Here is an 18,667-nt window from a genome sequence, read left to right on the forward strand (position 1 = left end):
TATGGGCAGGGGAACAGCCCGGTCCACCGCGGGACCCGAATCCGCCGCGGCACCCAAGGCAGCCGGCCTCGCGCTCGCGGTGACCTGCGGTGCGCAGTTCATGGTGATCATCGACGACACCGTCGTCGCCATGGCGCTGCCGACCATCCGCAGCAGCCTCGATTTCGACCGCGCCTCGCTGGCCTGGGTCGTCGATGCCTACATGCTGCTGTTCGGCGGTTTCCTGGTGCTCGGTGGCCGCTGCGCCGACCTGTTCGGCCGCCGCCGGGTGTTCCTCACCGGACTGGGGGTCTTCACCCTCGCCTCGCTCGCGTGCGGACTGGCCAACTCGCCCGGCATGCTGATCGTGGCCCGCGGCGCCCAGGGGTTCGGGGCGGCGCTGCTGAGCCCGGCCGCACTGGCCATCCTCATCACCGTCTTCACCCAGGCCAAGGAGCGGCGCAGGGCGCTGGGCGTCTGGGGTGGTCTCACCGGCATCTCCGGGGTCTCCGGAGTGCTGCTGGGCGGGGTCATCACCGATCTCATCGACTGGCGGTGGGTGTTCTTCGTCAACATCCCGATCGGCGCGCTGCTGTTCGCCCTCGCACTGCGGCCCACGCTCGCCGACCGTGACGCGGGGCCCGCCAAGCGGCCCGCGACCGACGGCACCGGGGCCGTTCTCATCACCGGGGCGCTGCTGCTGCTCGTCTACACCGTCATCAGCACCAACCACCGCCCGTGGGGGTCCGCCGCAACGGTGGGGGGTCTCATCGGCTCCGCGGTGCTGCTGGCCGCCTTCGTGGTGCGGGAGCAGCGCGCTCCCGAACCGCTGATCCGGCTCGGCCTGTTCGCCAACCGGCAGATCTCCACCGCCAATGTGATGATGCTGCTCGCCGCCTCGGGGCTGTACGGGATCTTCTTCTTCCTGACCCAGTACATGCAGAACCTGCTGCACTGGTCGCCGCTGAAGGCGGGCCTGTCCTGGGCTCCTTTCGGCGTCACGATGGCGGTCTTCTCCGGAATCGCGATCCAGCTGCTGCCGAAGGTGGGCAGCCGTGTCCTGTGTCTGGTCGGCCTCGGTTCGGCGACCCTCGGGCTCGGCCTGCTGCTCAGGACGCCGCTGCAGGCGTCGTACCCCACCGACCTGCTGCCGACCCTGCTGCTGTGCGCGGCCGGCTACGGGCTGGCCATGGTGCCGCTGGTGGTGGCGGCCGTCAGCGGGGTGCCCAAGGCCGACTCCGGAGCGGCCTCCGGGGTGCTCAACACCGGCCAGCAGATCGGCGGCGCGATCGGACTCGCGGTCCTGGCCACCCTCGCGAGCAACCGGCTGGACGACGAGATCTCCTCCGGCACCGCGGTACCGGACGCGCTGCTGACCAGCTTCCACTCGGCGTTCCTGGTCGGAACGGTGCTCACCGCGTGCGCCGCGCTGCTGTCGCTGGCGCTGCCCGCGCTGCGTACCGAGTTCGACCCGGAGACCACCTCGGGCGTCTGATCCCGCGCAACCGGACCCCGACGCCGCCGCAGGACAGCACGACAGCGCTTCAGCACGTCAGCGCTTCAGCACGTCAGAACCTCGACACCCGACAGGACAGCACGACAGGACGACCAGTCAGGGCATGACCAGGCACGGCAGAAAAGAGAGAAGAGGACAACAGGGATATGGACGGCAAGGAACACCGCTGGTACATGCTCGTCGCGTCGCTGGTGCCGCTGCTCGCACTCGGCGCAGCCATGGTGCTGGCCTGGAACCACATCTTCGGCTGGACCGACGTCCTGGTCACGCTGATCATGTACGTCATATCGGGCCTCGGCATCTCCACCGGATACCACCGGATGCTGACGCACCGCTCGTTCGAGACCTACAAGCCGATCCGCGTCGCTCTCGCCACGGCCGGAGTGGTGGCCGGCCAGGGCCCGCCGATCATCTGGGCGGCCCACCACCGCAAACACCACCGGGTCGCCGACAAGGAGGGTGACCCGCACAGCCCGCACCTCGGTTTCGAACCCGGGTTCAAGGGCGCGGTGGCCGGGATGTGGCACGCGCACCTGGGCTGGCTCTTCGACCAGGGGCTCAAGTCCGACCCCATCCGCTACTGCCCCGACCTGGTCCGGGAGCGGCCGCTGCGCTGGCTCAGCGAGAACTTCGTCGCCGTCGTCGCCGCCGGCATCCTGCTGCCCGGCCTGCTGGCCTTCGCTGTCAGCGGGGGCTCGGTCCAGGCGCTGCTGACCGGCATCCTGTGGGGCGGTCTGGTGCGGATCTTCCTGATCAACCACATGACGTACGCGGTGAACTCCATCGGCCACTACTTCGGCCGCCGGCGGTTCACCACGACCGACCATTCCCGCAACGTCGCCTGGCTCGCGCTGCCGTCCTTCGGTGAGGCGTGGCACAACAACCACCACGCCTTCCCCCGCTCCGCGCGGCACGGGATGAAGTGGCACGAGGTCGATCTCTCGGCCGTCTTCATCTGGAGCCTGGAGCGCACCCGGCTGGCCTGGAAGGTCATCCGGATCGATCCGGAGCGGATGACGATGCGCGAGGCCGGGATCAGCCGGGTCAGCGGCAGCAAGCTCAGCCGGGAGGAGCTGCTCGTCGAGCAGCAGCGCATCGCCCCCATGGCGCACCGGTCCCGCGACGGTTCCGACGTCTCCCTCGTGGACGTGGAGTAGCCATGGCAGCCACCGGCACCGAACTGTGGGACCTGCTGCTGCGCGGCCGGTCCCGGGGAGTCCTGCACCACTGGGACGGCGAGGACTTCGGGCACACCCCGTGGCGTGAGGTCGTCCAGGAGGCGCACGGCATGGCCGCCACGCTCCGTGCGGCCGGCGTGCGCCCCGGGACCCGGGTCGCGACCGTGCTGACCAACTCGGCGCACACCGTACGCGGACTGCTCGCGATCTGGCTGGCAGGCGGTGCCGTCGCGTCCTTCCCGCTGCCGGCCCGCGGCCAGACCCCCGAGGAGTACGGGAGCCAGCTGACGCGGCTGACCGAGCGGCTCGACGCCGCGGTGCTGCTGACGGACGAGGCCATGGTGCCGCTGGTGCCCGCCGAACTGGCCGCGCGGCTCCCGGTCCTCACCTGGACCTCGCTGTACGGCGACGGGCACCTCGACCCGTCGCCGCCCGGGCCGGAGGAGATCGCCTTCGTCCAGTACTCGTCCGGCAGCACCAGCCTGCCGAAGGGGTGCGCGCTCACCTCCCGCGCCATCGCCACACATCTGCAGATGCTCTACGGGCTGGCGGACGGGCGGGTCGGCGCCGAGACGATCGTCTCCTGGCTGCCGCTCTCCCACGACATGGGCATCTTCGGAACCCTGTTGAACGCCTGGGCGTTCGACTACGACTTCGTCCTCTCCTCACCGGAACGCTTCGGGATGGCGCCGCGCACCTGGTTCCGGGACATGTCGAGGTTCGGGGCCACCATGTCCGCCGGCACGAACACCGCCCTGTATCTGGCCGCCCGGGCGCAGGGCAGCACGCCGCTGCCGAAGCCGCTCGCCCTGAAGGTCTTCGTGGTGGGCGCCGAGCGGGTGGACGCGGCGACCCTGGAGACCACCATGGCCGCGTTCGGGCCCTCGGGCCTGTCCCGGGCGGCGTTCATGCCCGCGTACGGCATGGCCGAGGCGACCCTGGCGGTCGCCAGCAGCCCGACGGGACAGGACCCGGTCACCCGCAGCTTCGACGCGGCGGCGCTGGTGGAGGGCGAGGTCGTCGAGGTGGCCGACGACGCCCCGGGCGCGACCCAGCTGGTGTCCAACGGCCCGCCGCTGCCCGGGGTCACGGTGACCACCCAGGAGCCGGGCCGGGTCTCCCAGCTCCTGGTCTCCTCCCCCAGTCTGGCCTCCGGATATCTCGGGGACCCCGAGCGCACGGCCGAGCGGTTCCGGGACGGCGTACTGCACACCGGCGATCTGGGCTTCGTCCACAAGGGCGAGGTGTACTTCGTCGGCCGGGCCGACGACCTGATCTCGGTGGGCGGGCGCAACGTGTACACCAGCGAGATCGAGTCGGCGATCGAGGCCCTCGGCCCGGTCCGCAAGGGGTGCTCGGCGCTGGTGGACGTGGCCGACGGCGGCATCTCCCGGCTGGTCCTGCTGCTCGAACCCAAGCGCCGGAGCGACGACTTCCATCTGATCGCCGGCCGGGCCGCCACCGTCGCCCGGGAGAAGTCGGGCATCGCACTCGCCGAGTGCGTCTTCGTGGAGCGCGGCCATCTGCCCCGGACACCCAGCGGGAAGATCCAGCGCTTCCGCTGCCGGGCCGCCCTGGGGCCGGACGGGGGCGAGCTGAAGACCCTCGCCCGGGTCCCCCTCGGCTGACCCGCCCCTTGGCCACCGCTCGAGAAAGGGATTCCCATGCCCCAGGACCGCTCGGCGCAGCCGGGCTTCTTCACCGCCACCGAGATCGTCGGCCGGGAGGACTGGCTGCGCCTCCACCTCAACGAGAACCCGTACGGTCCACCGCCCGGCACGGTCGATGACGTGTGCGCGGAGGCATCACGTCATCTCAACCGCTACCCGGACAGCGAGTGCGGACTGCTGCGGGAGCGCCTGGCCGAACGCTTCCGGGTGGCACCCGACATGATCGCGGTCGGCAACGGTACCGACGAACTGGTGCTGCTCGCCTCGATGACGTTCCTGCGCGAGCCCGGCAGTTGTGTCGTCACCACGGCCACCACCTTCCCCGGATACGTGACCTCGGCGGCGGCCGTGGGCGCGCCCGCACATGTCGTCCCGCTGGTGGACGCGGCGATCCCGGTCGCCGGCATCACCGCCGCCATGCGGCAGGGCGCCGCCCTCGCTTTCGTCTGCAATCCGCTCAACCCCACCGGCGCGCTGCTCAACCGCGAGGAGGTCATGCAGCTGATCGACGCCGCCGAAAGCAGCGGCACCGTGCTGGTCTTCGACGAGGCCTACCTCGACTTCGCCGGCCCCGCCCACGAGTTCGCGCTCGAAGCGGTGCGCGAGGGGCGGCGGGTACTGGTGACCCGCACCTTCTCCAAGGCCTGGGGCCTCGCCTCGGTACGCGCGGGCTTCGCCCTCGGTCCGCCGGAGCTGATCGGGCGGATCGGCACCACGGCGACGGCGCTGCCCTTCAACGTCAACCGCCAGGCACAGCGGGCCGCGCTGCGAGCCCTGGAGGCACCCGAGCACCTGGACCGGGTACGCGCGGACAACACCAGGGTCAGGGAGCTGCTGTGCAAGACCCTGGACTCGCTGGGTCTCGGCCACTGGCCCACGGCGGCGAACTTCGTGATGGTCCAGGTTCCGGGGCAGGGTGCCGAACCGGGCGACAGCACCCGCCTCGCGGCCCGTCTCGCCGAGGAGCACCACATCCTCGTCCGCGATCTGACCGTACTCGGGCTGCCCGGCCGGCTGCGTGTCTCGGTCGGTACCCAGGCGGAGGTCGAGCGCCTGGCCACGGCCCTCACCCAGCTGCTCGGCCGCCGCTGACCCAGCTGTGGCGCCGAGCGCCGTCCGATGCGGAGCCGCGTTCCGACGCCGGGTCCACATGTCTCACGAAAGGAGCGGGAAACCGGCCATGGGCCACTACAAGTCGAACCTGCGGGATCTGGAGTTCACCCTCTTCGACGTGCTGGGCCGCGCCGAGGCGTACGGCCGAGGGGCGTTCGCCGGGACCGGCCAGGACACCGCGCGCGCCGTACTGGCCGAGGTCGAGCGGATGGCCGTGCACCAGTTGGCGGACGCCTCCGTGGCAGCGGACCGCACCCCGCCGGTCTACGACCCCCGGGCCAGGTCGGTCACGCTGCCCGACTCCTTCAAGGAGGCCTACCGGGCCTGGATGGAGGGCGGCTGGCACCTGCTCGATCTGCCGGCCTCGTTGGGCGGGGCCGATGTGCCGCCGTCGCTGCGCTGGGCGGTGGCGGAACTGGCCCTGGGCGCCAACCCCGCGCTCTACCTCTACCAGGGGTTCACCGGTTTCGCGCGGGTCCTGGACCGGCTTGGCACCGATGAGCAGCGGCAGCTCGCCCGGCTGATGGTCGAACGGCAGTGGGGCAGCACCATGGTGCTGACCGAACCCGAGGCGGGCAGCGACGTGGGAGCCTGCCGGACCAGGGCGCGGCGGCAGCCGGACGGGAGCTGGCATCTGGAGGGTGTCAAGCGGTTCATCACCTCCGGCGAGCACGATCTGGCCGAGAACATCGTCCACTTCGTGCTCGCCCGGCCGGAGGGCCACGGTCCCGGGACCAAAGGGCTGTCCCTGTTCCTGGTGCCGAAGTTCCAGGTCGCCGACCCCGGGACCGGCCGGCTGGGGGCACGCAACGGGGTGTTCGCCACCGCACTGGAGGACAAGATGGGCCTGAAGGCCTCGGCCACCTGCGAACTCACCTTCGGGGCCGAGGAACCCGCGGTCGGCACGCTGCTCGGCGAGGAGCACGACGGCATCCGGCAGATGTTCCAGATCATCGAACAGGCCCGGATGATCGTCGGCACCAAGTCGGCGGCCACCTTGTCGACCGGCTACCTCAACGCGGTGGCGTACGCGAAGGAGCGGGTCCAGGGCACGGACCTGGCCGCCCTCGGTGACCGCTCCGCCCCCAAGGTGCCCATCACCCGCCACCCTGAAGTGCGGCGCTCCCTGCTGCTCCAGAAGGGGTTCGCGGAGGGACTGCGCGCCCTGGTCCTGTACACCGCGACCGTGCAGGACCGGATCGCCGCGGCACGAGCCGAGGGGCGCACCGACCAGGAGGCGACGGCGCTCAACGGCCTGCTCCTGCCGATCGTCAAGGGCTACAGCTCCGAGCGCGCCTGTGAGCAGCTGAATCACGCACTGCAGATCCTGGGCGGTGCGGGCTATACGAAGGACTTCCCGCTGGAGCAGTACATCCGCGACACCAAGATCGACACCCTGTACGAGGGCACGACCGCCATCCAGGGGCTGGACTTCTTCTTCCGCAAGGTCGCCCGGGACCAGGGCACGGCCTTGCGCGCCCTGCTCACCGAGGTGGACAAGGACGCGCGGGACGAGACGGGCGGTGACCTGGCGCCGGAGCGGGCGCTGCTCACCGAGGCGGTGGCGCAGTTGCGCGCGATGGCGGACGCCATGGGCACGCAGCTGCTCCGTTCGGTGGACGAGCCGTCCGCCGTCCACCAGGTGGGGCGGAACACCACACGGCTGCTGATGGCCACCGGCGACGTGCTGCTCGGCTGGCTGCTGCTGCGTCAGGCGGCGGTCGTGGAGGCGAAGTTGGCCGCCGGCCAGGATGGCCGGAACGGCACCGAACGCGCCTTCTGTCTGGGCAAGATAGCAACGGCCAGGTTCTTCGCGCAGGAGGTGCTTCCGTTGCTCACCGCCGAACGCGCTCTCGCGGAACGTCCCGACAGCCAGTTGATGGAGCTGCCGGACGACGCCTGGTGACCACCCCGTGCCGGTCCCGCGGTTCGCCGGCCCAGCACATGCGAAGCGCCCGCCCCCAGGGCCCTCTCACCGTCGAGCCTGTAAGGAGCTACTCGTGACCGAGTCCGACACCACCACACTGCCCCCGGCGCACCAGACGATGCTGCTGGCCCACCGCGCCATGGTGCGCGACCTGGAGCGCATCGGCCGCGCCGCGGGCGAACTGCCGGCGGGGAACGCCGAACGCACCACCGCACTGCGCGACTACGTGGACCGGATCTTCCAGCTGATCGAGCACCACCACGAGGGCGAGGACGACTTCCTTTGGCCCAAGCTGCGCGAGCGCGGAGCCGACGAGGAGGCGCTGGCCCTGATGACCGCCGAGCACGAGGAGCTCACCAAGGTCCTGCGCGCCTGGCACGCGACGAGTCGGCGGCTCGGTACCGACGAGACGGCCCCGGCCGAGCTGGCCGCACAGACGAAGGAGCTGCGCGAGCAGCTCACCAAGCACGCCGGTGACGAGGAGCGCGAGCTGTCGGGGCGGCTGGCCCCCGCCCTGGACAGCCGGGTCTGGAAGGGCTTCGCGACCCATATGCGCAAGACGGCACCGGGCTGGACGCTGCGGTTCATGCCGGCCTGGCTGCTGTCCGTGGCGGGCCCCGGGGAGCGCGGCGGTGTTCCCGCCGCGCCGGTCGGGCGGCTGTTCAGCGGCCGACTGGAGAAGGACCGGCGCGCCGCGTTCGGCGAGCACTACTGAACACACCGGCCCAGCAGCTGACCCCCCGGAACCGACCCACCGGCGCCGATCCACCGAAACTGAACGGCCAGAACTGAACCACTGAACCGCCCGGTCGCCGGGCGACCACACCCCCCGTGTCGTACGGGTCCGGGTGGCGGTTCAGTGCGTTCTTGAACGGGGAGGAATATCCATGCAAATACCTATATCTTCCGGATCACTGCCGCAGGAGAGAACCGAGGCGGAAGGCCCCCCGGCGTCGCCGCTCGTCGAAGCGGGACGCCGGTGGGTGGAGGAGTTCATCACCCGCCCGCACGAGGGCACCAACCGGGAGGGCGCGGTCTGCCCGTTCGTGGAGTCCGCGATGAAGGCGCGGACCTTCCTGCTGGAGGAGTGGGAGGTCGATCCGGGGATCGACGCCGAGGGCCTGGTGCAGGTGGTGCGCAGGATGGCCGAGGCCTTCGAGGCCACCCGCTGGGAGGGCCGCAACAGCGTGCTGCACACGCTGGTGCTGGTCCTCTCGGGGCTCACCGAACGGCGCTACCACCTGCTCGACGAGGCGCACCGGCTGGTCAAGCCGGAGCTGGTGGGCCGGGGGCTGATGGTCGCGCAGTTCCACCCGCACTGCGACGAGCGGGCCGCCCGCAACCCCGACTTCCGGGTCGCCCGGGCTCCGGTGCCGATGCTCGCCATGCGCCGGATGGCCTTCCACGACGTGCTGTTCCTCGACTCCGACCCCGAGTGGTTCGCCGCCTACGAGGAGCGGTACGGCAAGCGGCACGAGCGGGGGTCGGTCGCCGACCCGCTGTTCGCCGAGACGTTCGCCGTGGCGCGGGACCGGTGGAACGGCGCCTGAACGCGCCTGGACGGGCGAGCACGACACCGGTGGCGCACTCCCCGCGGCGGAAGGGACATCAGGACATGGACCCGTCGACCGGCCGGGGCGGAACCGGGTCGGGAGCTGCTCCCATCGCGGCGAGCAGGGCGCGCTGCTCTTCCAGTTGGCGCTGTTGGGCGCGGATGACCTCGGTGAGCTCGCGGACCTCCTGCCGGGTGACCGCCTCCTGTTCCGTACCGGCTGCCGATACGCGTTCGATGAACCAGGAAGCGAGCGAGGCGGACACCACACCCAGTACCGCGATGCCCGCGATCATCAGCAGCACGGCCACCAGCCGGCCGGTGGACGTGACCGGGTAGTAGTCCCCGTAGCCGACCGTCGTCACGGTGGCGAAGGTCCACCAGACGGCGTCGGGGAAGCTCTCGATGGTGGCGCCCTCGGCCCCGCGTTCGGCATCCAGCACGGCCAGCGCTCCGCAGAACATCAGCAGACCGGTGGCACCGGCGGCATAGGTGGTGACCTGGCCTCGCAGGGAGGTCGTGGCGCGGCGGTTGAGGACGCTCATCACCGTCAGGAGCCGCAGCATCCGCAGCGGGCGGAAGAACGGCAGGACCACGGTGGCCAGCGGGAACAGGTTGCGTTTGAAGTGGGTCCAGCGGTCCGTGGCACGCACCAGCCGGACGACGTAGTCCAGGGCGAAGATGCCCCAGGTGATCCAGCCGGCCCAGGCGCACGCGGTCCGCCAGCCGGTGCTCAGGTCCGGCTGGAGGATCGGCCAGGCGTACGCCGCCAGGAAGACCAGCACCACGCCCATCAGCAGCACATCCACCGTCTGCAACCGCTGCGGAGGCTCCGGCGCGACCTTGGCGGCGCTGAACGTCTTGGGCTCCGAGGTGGTTTCCGTGCGCTCGTCCATCACGCGCACGATACCGACGCCCCTGGACCGCGTCCCAGGTCGGTTCCCGCAGCTCCCGCAGCGGTCTCGCCGCGGACGGTCAGGTGCGGGCCGTCACCCTGGGCTCCTGGCGCTGCCGCGGAGGCCGTACCTGGTGGGGAGGCGGCTCCTCGGTGCGCTCGTCCGGTTCCGGTACCTCGATCGAGTGGCCGGGCAGCGGCTGGGAGGTGCGCCAGCCGCCGCAGCCCAGTTGGAAGCGCAGGTCCCAGATCCCGGCCGCCGGCGGACGGCCGTGGTCGGCCGTTGCGGGGTCGACGGTGAACTCCGCCTCGAACCGCAGCGTGCACCGATCCTCCCGGCCGCGGCGGGCGCCCGGTAGCCGGGCGGTCAGCCGCGCGCACAGCTCGGCGGTCGTGTCCGCGAGCGGCCTCGGCACCGAACGCGCCAACCGACGACCTGCCGACCGGAGTCGGCGCACCACCGCGCCCTCCCGCCGGGCGCGCTCCCCTGCCGGCACCTCGATCACCCGCCAGGTCGTCGGCAGGTTCAGCACGGTGCCGCCCTCACGGTGGTGCAGCTGGCCGCGTACGTTGCTGCGGCGGATGGCCTTGGAGAAGTCGGCCCGGGCGGCAGCCGCCTGCACGGCGGCGACCCGCGGTGGCAGCCGCAGCACACGGCGGTCGCCGTCCCGGCGGAAGGCCAGCGGAACGGCGCGGCGTCCCGGTCCCCGGCCCGAGCGGCGTATCAGGGAGGTGGAGCAGCGGACCGTGAGCTGCCCTTCCCGCCACCGGGTCGAGACCACGCGGGGTTGGTGGACGACACCGGCCTCGAACCGCGCCTGCTCCTCCAGCAGCGCACGGTCGCCGTGCCGGGCCAGGGCCGCCACGATCCGCAGCCGGGTGGGCAGCGCCGTGTCCGCCTCCGGGGGCAGCTCCGAGGCCAGCGCGCCGACTGCTTCGACCCACTCGGCCCTGCGGTCCTCGGGCTGGTCCAGCAGGCGCTTCCCGGAGATGCGGTCGAGCGCCTTCTTGCCGTACCACTTGGCGACCAGCCGGTTGCGGTGCCGGCCCGGTGGCACACAGGTGTCGGGGGCGTCGAGGATGGCGAGGAGGCGCCGGATGCTGTCGATGTAGGGGCCCGGCTCGATGGTCCGGTAGCTGACGTTGTGCTTGCCGTCGGTGTGCCGGACCCAGTGGTAGCAGGTGTAGTCGTGCACCGTGGCCACCCGGTCGGTGAGGAGGAAGGCGCGCAGGGTGAACATGTGGTCCTCCAGGCGGACCTTGCCCTCGGGGAAGCGCAGCCGGTGTTCGCGCAGGAAGGCGCGGCGGAAGAGCTTGTGCACCGTCATCGAGGCCAGCAGCGCGGTGTCGGTGCGCAGGTCGCAGGAGGTCATCGGCTTCTCGAACAGGGCGCGCGGCGCCTGCCGTCCGTGCCCGGCCGTCCGGCCGATGACGATGTCGGCGCCGGTCTCCCGCGCCCTGGCGTACAGCCGCTCCAACGCCTCGGGCGCGAGCCGGTCGTCGTCGTCCACGTAGTGGACGAACTCGCCACGGGCCAGGTCCGTCCCGATGTTGCGGGGGCGCCCCGGCCAGCCGGAGTGCTCGGCGCGCACCACGCGCACAGTCGATCCGGCGCCCTGCTCGGCGATCTCGTTCTCCAGCAGCGCGACCGTGTCGTCGTCCGACCCGTCGTCCACATAGATGACCTCGAAGTCGGGGCGGGGCATGGACTGCGCGAGGAAGGAACGCAGACCGGTCAGGACCGTCCCGCCGGTGTTGTGCGTGGGAACGACGACGCTGACCTTGACGGGCTGCTGACGGGCGGGGGGTTCTGCGGTCTGCACTGCGGCCTTTCGTCCGATCCTTCGCCGGCCCCGCGTAGGTCGTGCGCCGGCCCGGCGCGTCCGTGGTCCGGGTGCCGTAGCTCATGTGAGCGGCACCGTCCCGGCCGGGTGCCCCGCTGACCGCACGCCAATCCCCGGTTCCGTGATTCGGCACAGCCGGCGCGCGATGACCGGTGGGGAGGCGGTGGGGAATGCGATACGGGGCGGTGATCAGTGCGGAAGCAGGGGGATCTCGCACCAGACGCGCTTGCCGTTGCCGCGAGGTTCGACCCCCCAGTCGGTGGCGAGCTCCTCGATCAGCATCAGGCCGCGCCCCGAGGTGGACTGCTCGGTGGCGGCCCGGCGCTGCGGTGAGGTGGGTGAGGAGTCGGTGACCGCGATACGGACGGCGCGGCCGCCGTTGCGTACCGGCCGGGCGGTCAAGGTGGCGTCGCCCTCGGTGTGCAGCAGCGCGTTGGTGGCCATCTCGCTGGCCAGCAGCTCGGCGGTGTCGGCGAGCTCGCCGAGGGACCAGCGGTGCAGCGCGGTACGCAGGGCCTGCCGTGCCGCGTGCAGGGATCGCGGGTCGCTGGAGGAGATGGTGACGGCCATCTGCGGGGCGGCGGCCCGTCTGCCGGACGCCCGACGCAGCAGCAGGAGGGCGACGTCGTCCTCCTCACCGGTGAAACTGCCCATGGTGCGCAGCAGATGGTCGGCGAGGGCGTCCGGGCGGGTGGGCCCGTGCCGTACGGCGTCGAGGAGCTTCGCCCGGCCCTCGTCGATGTCGTGAACGCGGGACTCGATGAGGCCGTCGGTGCACAGCACCAGCGTGGAGCCGGGCTCCACCACCGTTTCGGCCAGCGTGTACGGGGGCTGGGCCGACGGCGCGACGAGTCCGAGCGGCAGCCCGACGGGGGCGTCGACCCAGGCGCAGCTGCCGTTCGGGCGACGCAGCAGGGGCTCCAGATGGCCGGCGCGGACGCTCGCGGCGACACCGGTGCGGGGGTCGAACAGGACGAGGAGGCAGGTGGCGAACCGGTCGGTGTCCAGTTCGGCCAGGAAGGCCGAGGCACGGGCCATCACGGTCAGCGGCGGATGCCCCTCGGCGGCGTAGGCGCGCAGCGCGATCCGCAGCTGTCCCATGACGGCGGCGGCCGTCACGTCGTGGCCCTGCACATCGCCGACGACCGCGGCGATCCGGCCGTCCGGCAGCGTGACGGCGTCGTACCAGTCGCCGCCGATCCCGCCGCGGGCGCGGGCCGGCCGGTAGCGGGTCGCCATGGCGAGGCCGGGTACGTGCGGGATGTGTCCGGGGAGCATCGCCGTCTGGAGCCCGGCGGCGAGCTCGTGCTCCTGGTCGAAGAGGAGGGCGCGCTGGAGCGACTGGGCGATGGTGTTGCTGAGCGCGGTCAAAACGGTGCGCTCGTCGTGGGTGAAGCCGGTCTTGTCCTCGTAGGACAGGCCGACGGCCCCGATGGCGGTGTCGTGCGCGATCAGCGGGAGGAAGACGGCGGCGGTGGCGTTGGGCACCAGTTCGAGATATTTGCGCAGCCCTGGGTACTGCCGTGCGAACTCCTCGCGGTCGGTGAAGAAGACCGGCTCCCGGCTGCGGACCGCCTCGCTGAGCGGCAGCGGGGAGCCGATGCGGGAGAGGTGGAAGTCGCGGATGAGCTCGTCGGGTACGCCGTTGGAGCCCACCAGTTCCATCCGCCCGCCGTCGACCAGCCCCAGGACGATGCTGGCCGCGCCGAGCCGCTGCACCAGCCGGGTCGTGGTGAGGGCGTCGGCGACGTCGTCGACCGTGACGGTGGGCGCCAGCGCGTCGTTGACGTGGCCCACGATGTCGGCCTGCCGGCGCCGGTCGCTCTTGGCCTGCCGCAGCTCCCGCGTCTGGTCGATGGCCCGCAGCTCCTGGCTGGCGTCCCGGATGATCCCGATGACCTGCGCCGGATTGCCGTTGTCGTCGCAGACGACGGTGGCCTGGGAGTGCTTCCAGCGCAGCGAGCCGTCGGAGTGGCGGACCCGGAAGTAGAGGCTGTAGCCCGTCCGCTCCTTCAGCGCCCGGCCGACCTGCGACTGGATCTCGGGCAGCTCCTGGGGCACCATCCGCTCGGCGATGGTGGCGGGACGGTTGTCGTACTCCCCCGGCTTGAATCCCAGCACGGCGAGACCGGCGTCGTCGTACCGCATGTCACCGGCGTTCAGGTCCCAGCTGAAGCAGCCCATGCCGTTGACGGCCAGCGCGACATGAGCGGCGACCGGTGCGTCGCCGCGCCGGGTGGGCCCCGTGTTCGGTTCGCGGAAGCGGTGCATCGCTGTCTCCCGATCGCGTGGCCCGGTGCGTGGGTCCCGGCTCGGCGACAGCCACCGCAGCGCGCCTGAGGGCGGGACCACCTCCCCATCATGCGGGGGCCGGGCCACCGCCGCCCTCCCCCGGACTCCGTCCGGGTGGTGCCCCCCAGCGGTACGGCAGTGGCCCGGAAGCGTGAGAGGCCTGCGGCACGGTGGGAGAGGGCCCGGCGTCAGGGCTTGCCGCGGGCCTGGGTGGCGGCCTTCTCGGCGGCGGCCGATTCGGAGTCGTTCGGGGCCGTTGACAGCTTGCCGCCGGAGCTCTCGATGTGCGCGCGGACGAACCACTGGAACAGCTCCAGTTTCCGCAGGTGCTCGATGAGCAGGTCCTGGGTGACCGGATCGGAGCTGTCGGTGGCCTGGACCGCCTTGCGGTGGTCCTCGATCACCCCGGTGTAGACGACGTCGAGGGCACCGAGGTGTTCGATGGCCTCGGCCCGCCCGAGCGTGTAGTCGCCCCAGGTCCGCTCGGCGACCAGTACACCCGGGGTGCCCCAGGGCGAGCCGCCCAGCGTCGAGATGCGCTCGGCCGTGTTGTCGATCATCTCGCGGACCGCCTCGACCTGCGGGTCCAGCATCTCGTGGACGGCGATGAAGTGCGGTCCGATCACATTCCAGTGCACATGCTTCAGCGTCAGCGCCAGATCGTTGAGGGCGTGCAGTCGCATCCGCAGAAGCTGGATGACGCTGCCACCGTCGGCCGTGGACATTCCCGGGACGGTGTAGGACGGCTGCGAGCCGTTGGTGGATACGTGGGCTGCCACGGTGCACTCCAATCCTCGGAAGGGCAGAACGTAGAAGAAGCAGTAGAGAAGCAGGGCCGACCGTGGAAGGCGGGCCTGCTGGCCGTCGGGTGCCGTTCGCGTACCCACGGCTGCCGGCCGGCGAGCTCCGTGCGGCGGTCAGTCGTGCGGCGAGTGCCGCTCCTGCGCGGCCGCGTACGCGTACTGGAGGAAGTCCGAGCCCGCGACGGCCGTCAGACCGGACGTACAGGTGCGTGCGGTGGCCGGAGCCGCCGCATGCAGGATGAGCAGCGCGGAGGCCGCCCAGGGAGCCAGGCAGAACGGGCAGGTCACCAGCTCGCCGACAGCGTGCCGGAGCCCCTTTCCACGGGGTTCCTCCGCCACTTCGGCAGGCGCGCTGGTGCCCTGGTAGCGGGCGAAGGGGGCACGCAGCGGACTGGCCACCGCGTCCTTCGCCACCATCCTGGCCAACTTGTGGGTGGCCAGGGTCAACAGCACCAGTTCACGGGTGCTCAGCCTCTTGGGGGCCCGCCGCCCGGCCCAGCGCGCCGCGAGCGCGGCTCCCACGACACCGGTGCCGAACGAGGAGAGCACGGTCAGATAGCCGCCCAGCGGGCGCTCGGCGTCGGGGGCGTACTCGTGCTCGTGCTCTCGTACGGCTTCGCGGGCCGTGCGCTGCGTGCTGGGCATGCGCTTACCTCCCATGGCGTGACGGGCACGGCGTGCGGACACGACGTGGTGCGGGCGCTCCCGGACGGGGCGGTCAGCGGCCGAGGGCGCGCTGGAGCTCGTCCTTGTTCATGTGGGAGCGGCCCTTGACGCCACGCTGCTTGGCCTCGTTGTAGAGCTGGTCGCGGGTGGGACCGGCGGGGCCGGTGCGGTTGCCGGAGCGCTGGCCGCCGCGCTTGGGGGCGGGCTTGTCACGCACGGAGGTGCGGCTGGCCGTCTTGGACTCGCCCTTTTGGGCGCGCTCCTTGTTCACCGTGCGGGCTGCGATCTCCTTGGCACGGCCCGTGGAGGTGCCCCGGCTCTTGGCGCCCTCCTTGATGTGCTCGTACTGGCGCTCACGCTTGCGGTTCGACCCTGCAGGCATGGTTCCTCCGTCTTCTGCGGTGTGGTGCTGTCGCGGTCGGTGCGGTCGATCACTGCCGATATGGGCATTTATGACCGTTTCCATCCTCCGCTCTCGCGGTCCGGACGGCGACCGCACCAGCGCGCTACGCCCCCCGGGTTCCACATGCGCCGACCGCCACACGTACCACCGGCTCGCTACCGGTGCTCCATCAACAGCACCAGCGAGGACCCCGGCTCCAACGCCTCGCACAGATGGGGGACATCACCCGGATAGCTGACACAGTCGCCCGGCTCCAGCTCCACCGGATCGTCCGAGGCCCCGATGCGCACCCGCCCCGAGGCGAGGACGGCGTGCTCGTAGGTACCGGGCGAGTGCGGCTCCGAGACCCGTGGCGTCCCCGGCTCGACGTGCACCGTGTACAGGTCCCTGCGCGCACCCGGCGGGCAGGCGGACAGCAGGGTGGCGACGTAGTGCGCCTGCTCGGCGGGGACCGCGACGCCCTCGCCCCGGCGCAGCACCCGGGAGCGCGGCCGGGGCGGGTCGACGAGCCTGCTGAACGGCACATCCAGCGCGACACTCAGCGCCCACAGCGTCTCCACGCTCGGGTTGCCGGTGCCGGCCTCCAGCTGCGAGAGCGTGGACTTGGCGAGGCCGGCCCGCCTGGCGAGCTCGGTGAGGGAGAGTCCGGCGCGGGTGCGCTCGGCGCGGATCGCGGCGGCAATACGGGCCAGCGGCGGCCGGGCGAGACCGGCGGAGGGCTCACCGGACGAGGCCTGTTCGCTGTGGCGGTCCACCTGTTCTCCTTGACGAACGACAGTAGAGGCGTTCAGCATAACGCCCATGCGTTCGCCACGCCGAACATCCGGACCCGGACCTGGCTCCCTGCCACTGCGGGAGATCACCATGCTCGCGGTCGCCATCGGCATCGTCGGGGTCTCCTTCGGAGCCGTCGCGGTCGCCGAGGGCGAACCACCGTGGGTACCGCTCACGATGTCACTGACCGTCTTCGCCGCCGGGGCCCAGTTCGCCTCCCTCGACCTGGCGCTCGACGGCGCCGGCACGGCCGCCGCCGTGACCGCCGGGCTGGTGCTCAACGCCCGGCTCGCGCTCTTCGGCTTCGCACTGCCGGGAGTGCACGGGCGGCGCCTGGGTGCCCGGCTGTGGAGCAGCCAGCTCCTGGTCGACCAGTCGGCCGCGCTCGCCCTGGCGGAAGGCGAACCGGCGCGCCGCCGGGCGGTCTTCCTGGCCTGCGGCGGCGCGCTGTACCTCGCCTGGAACCTCGGCACACTGCTCGGCGTACTGGCGGGCGGCACCATGAGCGACCCGCAGGCACTGGGGCTGGACGCGGCCGAGCCGATGGTGCTGCTCGCCCTGGTCCTGCCCGCGCTGTCGACACGCGGTCGCCGGGGTGACGACGATGCGACCCACAGCGCACGGCGGCGCTCCGCCACCCGCCGCGCCGCCCTCGCCGGGGCACTGACGGCGCTCGCGGCGACCCCGTTCCTGCCCCCGGGAACCCCGGTGCTGGCGGCACTGCTGGGGCTGCTCGCACGCCGCCCCGAAAGGACACCGCCCCAACCCGGGCGAGGCTCCCGCACCGAAGGAGCCGCAAGTACCGAAGGAGCGGCCGGTCCCGAAGGAGGCCGGGCATGACGCTGTTGGCCGTGGTCCTGCTGGCGGCGGGCACCTACGGGCTGCGGCTGTGCGGCCCCCTCCTGCGGGCCCGTACCGAGCTACCGGCGCGCACGGAACTGCTGCTCGCGGATGCCGCAACCGTGCTGCTCTGCGCACTGGTGGCCACTTCGGCGCTCATGGAGGGCCAGCAGTTCGCGGGCTGGGCACGCCCCGCGGGGGTCCTGGTGGGCGCGGCGCTGGCCTGGCGGCGGGCGCCGTTCCTGGTCACCGTCCTGGGCGCCGCCGCGGTCACCGCCGGGCTGCGTTGGGCGGGAGTGGCGTGACGGCGGCCCGCCCGGGGTCTGACGGCGGCTCAGTCCGTGGCCCGCATCTCGAACCACGTCGTCTTGCCGCGGGGCAACAGGTCCACGCCCCACCGTTCGGACAGCATGTCCACGAGGAAGAGCCCCCGGCCACTGGTGTCCAGTTCGCCGACTGGCAGCAGGCACGGCAGCCCGCGCGAGGGGTCGCGGACCTCCACCCGGATCCAGCTGGAACGCCGCAGCATCCGGATGCCGATGGTGTGCGCGCCGGTGTGCCGTACCGCGTTGCCGACCAACTCGGAGACGAGCAGCACGGTGTACTCGGTGCGCTGCGTCGGGAGGTCCCAGTGCTGCTGGAGGACGGCCTGGGCGAGCCGCCGCGCCAGGCGGGCGGATTCCGGGAGGTTCGGGAGCGGCACCTCCCGCACGGTCGGATCACCCTCCTGGTCGAGAACGGTGCTCACCGACTCGACGCCCCACGCCTCTTCGGGGTCTTCCGGAACCCGTTCGGTCACGCTCGCCACATCTCCCTGACCCGCCATGCCCACCATCATGGCGGCAGGTGAGAGCCCCTGGGGGCGGTTCGCGGGTTTCCAGAAAGCCGGGACCGCCCCGTCCAGGGCGCCCGGTGCGCCACCCCGGGCCACCACACGACCGCCCGGGCACGGCATGACCTGGTATGACATCGGGTGCGCGAGTGATCACATGGCGCCACAAGTGAGCGGCGAAAGAGGGCATATCGCCGAGGGGAATTCCCCCACACGGTGGGGCGCCCGGCGCTCCCGCGCGTACGCCACCCCCCACCACCCCACCCCGCAACTGAGGGACGGCACCCCATCGGGGCGCGGGGACTGCGTGGGCAACCACGGCCCGCCCGCAGCCCGCACGCCTCCGACAGGGGCGCCCCTGGCCCGATCCCGCGGCGCGCCGC

General features: G+C 71.9%; 17 protein-coding genes. 9 read left to right on the top strand and 8 right to left on the bottom strand.

The window, feature by feature from the left end:
- Window position 1: 1 nt before the first annotated feature.
- From JW613_RS31600 to JW613_RS31630, 7 genes are all read left to right on the top strand, one after another.
- Window positions 2–1,474 (top strand): MFS transporter, encoded by a 1,473-nt coding sequence (locus JW613_RS31600; RefSeq protein WP_209214290.1) that lies wholly within the window; start codon window positions 2–4, stop codon window positions 1,472–1,474.
- A 167-nt stretch (window positions 1,475–1,641) separates the two neighbouring features.
- Entirely contained in the window at window positions 1,642–2,652 is a 1,011-nt protein-coding gene (locus tag JW613_RS31605) for an acyl-CoA desaturase (protein WP_209214291.1), read from the top strand.
- A gap of 2 nt (window positions 2,653–2,654) precedes the next feature.
- A complete protein-coding gene (locus tag JW613_RS31610) occupies window positions 2,655–4,301 on the top strand; it encodes an AMP-binding protein (RefSeq protein WP_209214292.1) in 1,647 nt (548 codons plus the stop codon).
- 36 nt (window positions 4,302–4,337) lie between these two features.
- Window positions 4,338–5,435 (top strand): pyridoxal phosphate-dependent aminotransferase, encoded by a 1,098-nt coding sequence (locus JW613_RS31615; protein WP_209214293.1) that lies wholly within the window; start codon window positions 4,338–4,340, stop codon window positions 5,433–5,435.
- Between the two features lie 88 nt (window positions 5,436–5,523).
- Window positions 5,524–7,362 (top strand): acyl-CoA dehydrogenase, encoded by a 1,839-nt coding sequence (locus JW613_RS31620; RefSeq protein WP_209214294.1) that lies wholly within the window; start codon window positions 5,524–5,526, stop codon window positions 7,360–7,362.
- A 94-nt stretch (window positions 7,363–7,456) separates the two neighbouring features.
- Window positions 7,457–8,098 carry a hemerythrin domain-containing protein gene (locus JW613_RS31625; protein ID WP_307866123.1) on the top strand — a complete coding sequence of 214 codons (642 nt, stop codon included), beginning with the start codon at window positions 7,457–7,459 and terminating at the stop codon, window positions 8,096–8,098.
- A 172-nt stretch (window positions 8,099–8,270) separates the two neighbouring features.
- The gene (locus JW613_RS31630; RefSeq protein WP_209214295.1) at window positions 8,271–8,933 is read left to right on the top strand and encodes a DUF6875 domain-containing protein; all 663 of its coding nucleotides are present in this window, start codon (window positions 8,271–8,273) and stop codon (window positions 8,931–8,933) included.
- 58 nt (window positions 8,934–8,991) lie between these two features.
- Here the strand turns inward: JW613_RS31630 and JW613_RS31635 are convergent, their stop codons facing one another.
- The 7 genes from JW613_RS31635 to JW613_RS31665 all read right to left on the bottom strand — a co-directional run bounded on the left by JW613_RS31635 (window position 8,992) and on the right by JW613_RS31665 (window position 16,593).
- Window positions 8,992–9,831 carry a potassium channel family protein gene (locus JW613_RS31635; protein WP_209214296.1) on the bottom strand — a complete coding sequence of 280 codons (840 nt, stop codon included), beginning with the start codon at window positions 9,829–9,831 and terminating at the stop codon, window positions 8,992–8,994.
- A 79-nt stretch (window positions 9,832–9,910) separates the two neighbouring features.
- Window positions 9,911–11,653 (bottom strand): glycosyltransferase family 2 protein, encoded by a 1,743-nt coding sequence (locus JW613_RS31640; protein WP_209214297.1) that lies wholly within the window; start codon window positions 11,651–11,653, stop codon window positions 9,911–9,913.
- Window positions 11,654–11,863: 210 nt separating this feature from the next.
- A complete protein-coding gene (locus JW613_RS31645) occupies window positions 11,864–13,945 on the bottom strand; it encodes a SpoIIE family protein phosphatase (protein ID WP_209214298.1) in 2,082 nt (693 codons plus the stop codon).
- Window positions 13,946–14,154: 209 nt separating this feature from the next.
- On the bottom strand, window positions 14,155–14,691 hold the full coding sequence (locus JW613_RS31650) for a Dps family protein (RefSeq protein WP_209214313.1): 537 nt from the start codon (window positions 14,689–14,691) through the stop codon (window positions 14,155–14,157).
- 192 nt (window positions 14,692–14,883) lie between these two features.
- Window positions 14,884–15,414 (bottom strand): DUF1360 domain-containing protein, encoded by a 531-nt coding sequence (locus tag JW613_RS31655; protein WP_209214299.1) that lies wholly within the window; start codon window positions 15,412–15,414, stop codon window positions 14,884–14,886.
- Between the two features lie 73 nt (window positions 15,415–15,487).
- Window positions 15,488–15,817 (bottom strand): plasmid stabilization protein, encoded by a 330-nt coding sequence (locus JW613_RS31660; protein ID WP_099884381.1) that lies wholly within the window; start codon window positions 15,815–15,817, stop codon window positions 15,488–15,490.
- A 176-nt stretch (window positions 15,818–15,993) separates the two neighbouring features.
- Entirely contained in the window at window positions 15,994–16,593 is a 600-nt protein-coding gene (locus JW613_RS31665; RefSeq protein ID WP_307866124.1) for a helix-turn-helix domain-containing protein, read from the bottom strand.
- A gap of 46 nt (window positions 16,594–16,639) precedes the next feature.
- On the opposite strand from JW613_RS31665, the gene JW613_RS31670 reads away from it, so the two are divergent.
- Window positions 16,640–17,452, top strand: coding sequence for an AzlC family ABC transporter permease (locus JW613_RS31670; protein WP_209214301.1), 813 nt, complete (start codon window positions 16,640–16,642; stop codon window positions 17,450–17,452).
- The gene (locus JW613_RS31675; protein WP_099884375.1) at window positions 17,449–17,757 is read left to right on the top strand and encodes an AzlD domain-containing protein; all 309 of its coding nucleotides are present in this window, start codon (window positions 17,449–17,451) and stop codon (window positions 17,755–17,757) included. The genes JW613_RS31670 and JW613_RS31675 overlap by 4 nt, the downstream gene beginning before the upstream one ends.
- A gap of 29 nt (window positions 17,758–17,786) precedes the next feature.
- On the opposite strand, the gene JW613_RS31680 is transcribed toward JW613_RS31675, so the two are convergent.
- Window positions 17,787–18,287, bottom strand: coding sequence for an ATP-binding protein (locus JW613_RS31680; RefSeq protein ID WP_245226614.1), 501 nt, complete (start codon window positions 18,285–18,287; stop codon window positions 17,787–17,789).
- Window positions 18,288–18,667 lie beyond the last annotated feature (380 nt).

The organism is Streptomyces smyrnaeus (assembly GCF_017676345.1).
In the GTDB taxonomy this organism is placed as follows: domain Bacteria; phylum Actinomycetota; class Actinomycetes; order Streptomycetales; family Streptomycetaceae; genus Streptomyces; species Streptomyces smyrnaeus.